General features: G+C 48.4%; 1 protein-coding gene. It reads right to left on the reverse strand.

Annotation, left to right across the window (positions count from 1 at the left end; genetic code table 11):
• Window positions 1–819: ABC transporter substrate-binding protein (locus tag ACFSB2_RS23125; protein ID WP_377945445.1), on the reverse strand; the 819-nt coding region annotated here is incomplete at its 3' end.
• Window positions 820–1079: the final 260 nt, after the last annotated feature.

The following is a 1079-nucleotide window of genomic DNA, read 5'->3' on the forward strand; positions in this document are numbered from 1 at the left end:
AATCGCCACGACCTTCGCCGCTGTCACATTGTTCGCATATAAGTAATTTGGATTCTTTTGGTACAACTCCTGTGATGAGCTTGTCCGCACCAACGACCACGGTCCATTGTAAATCAGATCCGATGCCTTCATGTTGACACTTTGCGCCTTCGTCGCTGCTTGTGTCAGTTTCGATGTTGCCGCCTTCGTCGATGCCGCGTTCGGATCGCCGTTCCATTCCTTGGTCAATGTCCAGATATCAGACGGGATGTATTGCTTGAACACCTTCGCCGGTAAGATTTCCACGTTGTTCAAAATCTGACGCTCAAACATCACTGTGCTGTATAACGTCTTCGGGTCGCGTGTGAATTCGATGGTATGGTCATTCACGATTTTCATGCCATTGAGACCCCAGCCCTCGGCTGCGCCCGTCAGCAATTGTAGTTCGAACGTCACGTACACGTCTTCTGCCGTCAGCGCCGAACCGTCTGACCACTTGGCCTTCGGGTTGATGTTCACCGTGAACGTCTTACCGTCCTTGCTCATCTTCCAACTGGTTGCCAGCACTTTCCAGTAATCATAATTTCCGGTGTACTTGTACCAAGCCAACGGCACATAACTCAGGTCATTCTGGATGATGTTATTTGTTCCGAATGGATTGACGACACCATTGGTCGCCCAGCCACCTGCATAGCTGATGGTGCCTGTCGCTTTGGTCGTACCACCGCTTTGATTGGACGATCCGCCACCGCTTGCGCCTTGTGCACACCCAGATACCAGAAGTACTGCTGAACCGGCAATCATCGAGATCTTTGCCACTTTTTTCGCCTGTTTTTTCATTCGAATCAACCCCCTTATACAAATCAACCGGTAACCGCTTACAAAAACATGAAATGAAAAGTGTCAATCACTAGATATCAGAACGAAAAACAAAATAGACACTGTACACCGCACCATCCGTACTATCCAGATTGCTCGGCAATATTCATATTTCTACTAGGAGCGTGTCCGAGTAATTCTTGAAGTTTCCCAACAGGGAATTTTCGGATCAACAACGAAGTATCCTGTACTGGGATTCACAATGGAGGCTTCGACTCTTG

Source organism: Alicyclobacillus fodiniaquatilis (assembly GCF_042678105.1).
GTDB lineage: Bacteria > Bacillota > Bacilli > Alicyclobacillales > Alicyclobacillaceae > Alicyclobacillus > Alicyclobacillus fodiniaquatilis.